The sequence below is a fragment of the Tangfeifania sp. genome (genome assembly GCF_055108615.1).
In genome coordinates this window covers 50,605-56,604 of the sequence record NZ_JBSQIC010000016.1, presented here as the reverse complement: position 1 = coordinate 56,604, position 6,000 = coordinate 50,605, and the positions used below count along the sequence as shown (strand labels likewise).

Below are 6,000 nucleotides of genomic sequence, written 5' to 3'. Positions count from 1 at the left end.
TTTAATAACCAGAAAAATAATGATTACGGTTTACAGCATAAGTTTTCAAGAACAAATTTTAATGCTACCAAAAATTATTATCAGTTAATGCAAATTGCCAACATCATTAACCAGTTTACATACAAGCAAAAAGCGATACAACATTATCTTAAAGATCATGGATTCACAATAAGATCAATAATTGCAGGTATTTTGAGTTATCTAAAATCCATGATATTTTCTGATAAACTCCTGATAGAGCAAATTTTAACCCAGAATATCCAAACACGATATTAAGTGCCATGAATTTGAGATGTCCTGCTCGTGAATTCAGGAAAAAACCAAAGTAAAAAACCTATGTAAATTTAAAATATCACAATTGTTTCCTGCTGAATTTCAGCAGGACGGTAGTGTATTGTCTTTTCCTGAAGATCGATCGTGGCGACTATTTTTAATGCAAAATAGAAACAAATAAGCTGGCAGCAGATTATAAAAGCTGATGAATTACCTGGAATTTAAAAACAGGATGTTTGATTTGGGGTATTTTAATACGCACCAGGTTTATGCCTGAAAGTCGGATTTTGACAGGAACAATTTTGTCCGTTGGGTTAAAAAAGGCCTTCTGATTCGATTTACGACTGTTTACGACAGGGGTATTACACATTTCCTGAGTACAAAAGCAAACCTGATTTTACCCTGTTCTTTGCAAACCGTATTTATCGTCCTTCATACATTAGTTTGCATACCGCCCTGGCATTTTACGGGATTATTCCTGAAGCAGTGATGCAGATTACAAGCGTTACCTCGCTTAAAACAGCAAGTTTCCAAAATGAATTCGGTGAGTACGAATACAAAAGTGTTCGGGAGAAACTGATGTTTGGTTATGATATTAAACCTATTGAGAATGGACATTCACTACAGCTCGCCCTTTCCGAAAAAGCTTTGCTGGACCTGCTGTATCTCTATCCCTTTTACAATACAGAACAGGAAATGGAAGATTTACGACTTGACGAGGATTTTTTACTGGATGAACTCAACCTCCAGCGATTGGAAAATTATTTATCAAAATTTAAAAGTAAAGTTCTCCAAAAAAGAGTGAATTTATTGAAAAGCACATATAACTTATGATGCAACTTGAATTGATAAAAAACTTCTTTCCCTGCAGAAATAAGAGAAAACGCCTCATTTCAAAAATATATGCTGAAACCCTAAATATTCATAATCTTGGGGAATTAAAAAATGAAGTGTTCAAAACCTTAGAAACAGTTGATTTAGACAAAAAAAAGAGAGATTTTGAACACCTGTTATTTAATAAAAGAAACAGTGAGCGCATTCTTTCGGTTGGAGAATTTTTTCAGGATTTAAAATAAAGGTGCACTAAGTGAACAAACCAAAAACCAAAATATCGTTAATCGCCTCCGTTCTGGTAACCATTGTCCTGCTTATTTTTGTCCTTCGTCCCGGAAAAGAAAAATCCGAATCGCTGGTAAAACTGAATGCGTTGGTAACTTTTGACGGCGAAAAATTCACAGTCTCCAACCACGATACCATCGATTACCTGAATGCAGAAATGACGGTGAACGGCTACTACAAACTCACCGGGATGAACCTCCGCGCAGGTGAAACTTACATCCTTTGGCCGGTGGAATTTGCCCATGTTAACAGGACACGACTGCCGGCGAAACAAACCCCGCATCAGTTTTCCATCTGGTGTGAATTGAATGATGGGAAAAACGGGTTTTATTCCCGTAAATTTAAGTGAGGTTTATTTGTACAATGGCAGAATAAAATAGGTATAAATGATGCAGCCTACACAAATTCCGAATGCAGACTCAAGCGTAGCAAAAAATATCAGGATGCCTGCAACCACCATCGATGCCGTGTGATTTACGATACCGGAACGGGAATGGGACCGTCCAAAAATACATCGAGCAGTTGGCCGGTCTCATCAAATACGGCAATGCGTTCTTTATTTATCCACATAGCGCAAACCGGTCCGCAGTACTGTTCCCATTCCAGAATAAGTTTCACTACGTAAACCGATTCAAATTCTTCCGGTGTAACCGGTTCTCCCCGGGAGTTGGCTGAAGGCGAAAGGTAATTTTCATGAAATTCAACCGAAGCCGAATAGACTAATTCCGCGGTCTGGAAAAAACTATCCGACTTGTTTGCATTGAATTGGTCGATTAAATTTGAGTAGTATTCCACAGCCTCTTTTGTAATTGCGTAGGGAATATAAATTCCGTCGAACGAAGAATAGAACCAGTATTTTGAAGCCGGTATTTCCATTTGCGAATAGGCAGCCTCAACTACCGAATCGCGCGGCGGATAATAAGCTTCAGCTTTTTGAATTAAATCTTCTTCAAACTCGTTCGAGAAATTTCGTTCAACCGTTTTTGTGAAAACCCGTTCGGGCTCTTCCTCGCTTTCTTTTTTACAAGAAATAATTCCCAATGTTAGCGCAAAAACCAGTGAAAGAGACAGAATTTTTTTCATGGCTGAAAATGTTTTTAAATCAGACTATAAAATTTGAGAAAAGGTTGCGTCAAAGAAATATTTTAACTGATTATGAAGTAAAAAGTTAGAGATTAGAGATAAAAACCTGCCCAGGTTTCAAATTGCCGAAACGTCTTACGCTTCTGGATATTAGCGGCTTGCCGGTGGTTGATAACTTAACTCCATGTTTCAAAAAAATTCTGCTATTTTTGTCGCAAAATGCAGCGGATGAAAAGGCTTTTGATTCTGATTTTTCTGACAATATTAACGCAACCACTTTGGGCTCAAAACGAAATCGGCCCCGAAGGACACAAACTTCTGTGGCTTTTGCTGATGTTTGTAGCCGCAATAGTGGCGTTATTCTATTTTGTGAAGTTGCCCGCTTTTTCGCAAATAAAAGGAAGGCCGTTCATCAAAAGGAAAAAGGTGAGTATTGCCCTGGTGAAAGATCGCTTGTATTATCCTGATGAACTTATGCTGACTGTTACAAACGAAGGCAATACTGCGGTTGACATCGACCGCCCATTGCTGGTTCTCAGCAGTATATGGTATAAACGGAAATTCAAGCTTAAAGGAACCAATAATGCTTCATTTTATCCGTTGTATTTGGATAGAGGGCAAAGTCATTCTTTAAAAATTGATTTAAACCGTTTTTATTCACACGATAAAACCCTTAAAAAACTACCTAAAGCGAGTGTGTTGGTTAAAGAAGTGGAAGGGAAACGACTGGGCACAAAAAGTGTATTTTTAAGGAAAACATTATTTAAGTTTTAATGAGAGACTGGAAATTTAACCATATCGATTTTTCAATTTACCCCTCGTACAAAGGAGATGACCTGGGGGTGTTCTGGACACCTGAAAAAACAACCATAAAAATTTGGGCGCCAACGGCAAAAATGGTAGAGTTCAGGCTTTATAAAGATGGATTAACCGGGGAAGCTTTTCACAAAACCCAGTTGCAGGCCACTGGTGACGGTACCTGGTCAACTGTTTTGATGGGCGATTACGAGGGCAGGTTTTACACTTTCCGGATTAACGATGGTGAGTGGCTGGCCGAAACGCCGGATATGTACGCCCGTTGTGTTGGTGTGAATGGCAAGCGGGGAATAATTTTTAATCCGCAAAAAACAAATCCTGAAAACTGGCAAAACGACCAGGGACCGGAATTGAAAAAATTTACCGATGCCGTAATATATGAAACACACGTGCGTGATTTTTCCATCTCCGAATCATCCGGCATTCAGCATAAAGGCAAATTTTTAGGTTTTACTGAAGAAAAAACCAAAACCCCGGGTGGTGCAGCCACGGGTTTGTCACATCTGAAAGAACTGGGAATTACCCATGTTCACCTGCTGCCGGTGTACGATTTTTATACTGTTGATGAAGAAAAACCACTCGAAAAATACAACTGGGGATACGATCCTTTGCATTACAATGCGCCGGAAGGTTCCTACGCTACCAATCCGTATGATGGAACAGTTCGGATTAAAGAGTTGAAAAAGCTGGTTCAGGCTCTTCATGCCAACGGAATCGGAGTTGTTCTCGATGCGGTTTACAACCATACTTTTTTTACCAAAGAATCGGTTTTTAACCAAACGGTGCCGGGCTATTTTTACCGGCAGAAAAAAGATGGCAGTTTTGCCAATGCATCGGGGTGTGGTAACGAAGTAGCCACCGAGCGGGCTATGGTGCGGAAATTTATTGTTGATTCGCTGAAATACTGGGCAAAAGAGTTTCATGTAGATGGTTTCCGGTTCGACCTGATGGGGATTTATGACCTGGAAACCATGAAAATTATCCGCGACGAATTGGATAAAATCAGGCCCGGAATGTTACTCTACGGCGAAGGCTGGACCAGCGGCGAAAGCCCGATGCCGGAAGAGAAACGCGCCGTGAAACGTAACAGCCAGAAATTACCCGGTGTGGCCTGTTTTAACGACGATCTCAGGGATGCACTGAAAGGCAACCACGGCAGTAAAAAAACCAAAGGGTTTGTTAGTGGCCTCGAATTGCGTGAGGAGTCAGTCAAATTTGGTATTGTGGGAGCGGTACATCATCCGCAAATTGTTTACGACTATGTTGAATCGGCCAAACAACCCTGGGCCACCGAACCCACCCAATGTGTCAACTACGCATCGTGCCACGATAATTATACGCTGTGGGACAAGCTAAAGGCAAGCTGCCCAAAAGCCGGCGACGAAGAAATGCGCAAAATGGTGAAGCTGGCGGGTGCCATTGTGCTCACTTCGCAGGGAATTCCGTTTTTACATGCCGGCGTTGAATTTTGCCGTACCAAGGGTGGAAATCCGAATTCGTACAAATCGCCCGATTCGGTGAACCAAATCGACTGGACCCGGAAAGAAAAATATAACGACGTTTTTACCTATTTCAGGAACCTGGTTCAACTGCGGAAAAACCATCCGGCATTCAGGATGCCATTGGCCAGCCAGATTCAAAACCAGATTAAATTTTGTACCGAATATAAAATTGGTGTTGTTTCTTACTGTATTTATGGCCGCGAAGTGGGTGATCCGTGGGAAGAAATTCTCCTGATTTTTAACGCTAACCGCAAGGAGACGTTGATTGATCTTCCTGAAGGAAATTACCGGATTGCCGTTAAGGGAGATGAGTTTAACGCAGACGGGCATGGCGAACCGGTTTCAGGAGAGCTGAAAGCCGAGCCGGTTTCAATGACGATACTTGTTAAAACAGAAAGTTAAAATCCCGGTCTTTTTTTTTGAATTTTTCAATTTCTGTTTTAAAAAATTTCATTTGCTGCGCTGCAATAAACTCCCTGAAAATGTCGGGATTGTTTTTTTCTTCCGTATCATTCAGTGCTTTGATATATTTTGCCCTGTCTTCTGTGAAAATTTTAATCAGCGGTTCGCTGTGGTAAAGTTGTATGTAATTCATCATTAAACGCGAAACCCTTCCGTTACCGTCTCCCCAGGGATGTATGTTTACAAGGTTGTAATGAATATCGGCAGCAAGTTTAACAATGTCGTTATCCTCAACTTTGTCAATTTTATCGTTTATTTTTTTGCAAAGTTCTTCTACAAGACGAGGCACTTTTTTATAATCAGGAAAATATTTTTTATCAACATAAACCTGGGCCATACGAAAGTCGCCTTTTGATGTGTCAAATTCACCCATTGCTGTTTGATTAATTCCGCCTGTATTTTTCATTACCAGCGATGCTACTTCTTTTAAAAAGTATGGTGTTATTTTTCGCTGCTTGCCGGCTTCTTGTTTTATAAAACGAAAAGCTTCAAAATGATCTTTTACCATTAAATGGTCAGAAAGCGGTTTCCCCTTTGCCGTAATATTTTTGTCGAGCAATAGCCGGGTGTCATTTTCGTCTAACGAACAGCCTTCAATTTTGATAGAATTCCAAACAATGGAAATCATACTGAATGTTGAATAGTTGATGTTTTCATCCAACTTCAGGTTAAGGTATTCTTCCCTGAATTTTTTCAATTCTGCCCACATTTGGTGCAAGTTTAAAATATTACTTCAAAAGTAAGC

At 40.1% G+C, this 6,000-nt stretch carries 9 protein-coding genes; 6 read left to right on the top strand and 3 right to left on the bottom strand.

Translation table 11 applies throughout. The annotated features are described in order from the left end of the window. From ACTCNA_RS05575 to ACTCNA_RS05560, 4 genes are all read left to right on the top strand, one after another. Positions 1–276: hypothetical protein (locus ACTCNA_RS05575; protein WP_462946909.1), on the top strand; the 276-nt coding region annotated here is incomplete at its 5' end. A 441-nt stretch (positions 277–717) separates the two neighbouring features. Then, positions 718–1,107: a hypothetical protein gene (locus ACTCNA_RS05570; RefSeq protein ID WP_462946908.1), complete on the top strand. Its 390-nt coding sequence runs from the start codon at positions 718–720 to the stop codon at positions 1,105–1,107. Beyond that, entirely contained in the window at positions 1,104–1,349 is a 246-nt protein-coding gene (locus tag ACTCNA_RS05565) for a hypothetical protein (protein WP_462946907.1), read from the top strand. Before ACTCNA_RS05570 ends, ACTCNA_RS05565 begins: the two co-directional genes overlap by 4 nt. 11 nt (positions 1,350–1,360) lie before the next feature. Then, a complete protein-coding gene (locus tag ACTCNA_RS05560) occupies positions 1,361–1,741 on the top strand; it encodes a hypothetical protein (RefSeq protein WP_462946906.1) in 381 nt (126 codons plus the stop codon). Positions 1,742–1,744: 3 nt separating this feature from the next. Here ACTCNA_RS05560 and ACTCNA_RS05555 read toward each other — a convergent pair whose 3' ends face one another. Next, a complete protein-coding gene (locus ACTCNA_RS05555) occupies positions 1,745–1,873 on the bottom strand; it encodes a DUF4395 family protein (RefSeq protein ID WP_462946911.1) in 129 nt (42 codons plus the stop codon). Continuing rightward, positions 1,867–2,475, bottom strand: coding sequence for a hypothetical protein (locus tag ACTCNA_RS05550; protein ID WP_462946905.1), 609 nt, complete (start codon positions 2,473–2,475; stop codon positions 1,867–1,869). The genes ACTCNA_RS05555 and ACTCNA_RS05550 overlap by 7 nt, the downstream gene beginning before the upstream one ends. 228 nt (positions 2,476–2,703) lie before the next feature. Between ACTCNA_RS05550 and ACTCNA_RS05545 the strand changes: the two genes are divergently transcribed. Next, positions 2,704–3,249 (top strand): hypothetical protein, encoded by a 546-nt coding sequence (locus ACTCNA_RS05545; protein WP_462946904.1) that lies wholly within the window; start codon positions 2,704–2,706, stop codon positions 3,247–3,249. Next, positions 3,249–5,195 (top strand): type I pullulanase, encoded by a 1,947-nt coding sequence (gene pulA, locus ACTCNA_RS05540; RefSeq protein ID WP_462946903.1) that lies wholly within the window; start codon positions 3,249–3,251, stop codon positions 5,193–5,195. The genes ACTCNA_RS05545 and pulA overlap by 1 nt, the downstream gene beginning before the upstream one ends. Here pulA and ACTCNA_RS05535 read toward each other — a convergent pair. Beyond that, positions 5,179–5,964, bottom strand: coding sequence for a Fic family protein (locus ACTCNA_RS05535; protein ID WP_462946902.1), 786 nt, complete (start codon positions 5,962–5,964; stop codon positions 5,179–5,181). The two genes, pulA and ACTCNA_RS05535, sit on opposite strands and share 17 nt — an antisense overlap. Positions 5,965–6,000 lie beyond the last annotated feature (36 nt).

What these genes read in the sequence shown, in the direction of transcription:
- ACTCNA_RS05550 (WP_462946905.1), bottom strand. Translation starts at nt 2,475, where the DNA reads ATGAAAAAAATTCTGTCTCTTTCACTGGTTTTTGCGCTAACATTGGGA.
- ACTCNA_RS05545 (WP_462946904.1), top strand. Translation starts at nt 2,704, where the DNA reads ATGAAAAGGCTTTTGATTCTGATTTTTCTGACAATATTAACGCAACCA.
- ACTCNA_RS05565 (WP_462946907.1), top strand. Translation starts at nt 1,104, where the DNA reads ATGATGCAACTTGAATTGATAAAAAACTTCTTTCCCTGCAGAAATAAG.
- ACTCNA_RS05535 (WP_462946902.1), bottom strand. Translation starts at nt 5,964, where the DNA reads ATGTGGGCAGAATTGAAAAAATTCAGGGAAGAATACCTTAACCTGAAG.
- pulA (WP_462946903.1), top strand. Translation starts at nt 3,249, where the DNA reads ATGAGAGACTGGAAATTTAACCATATCGATTTTTCAATTTACCCCTCG.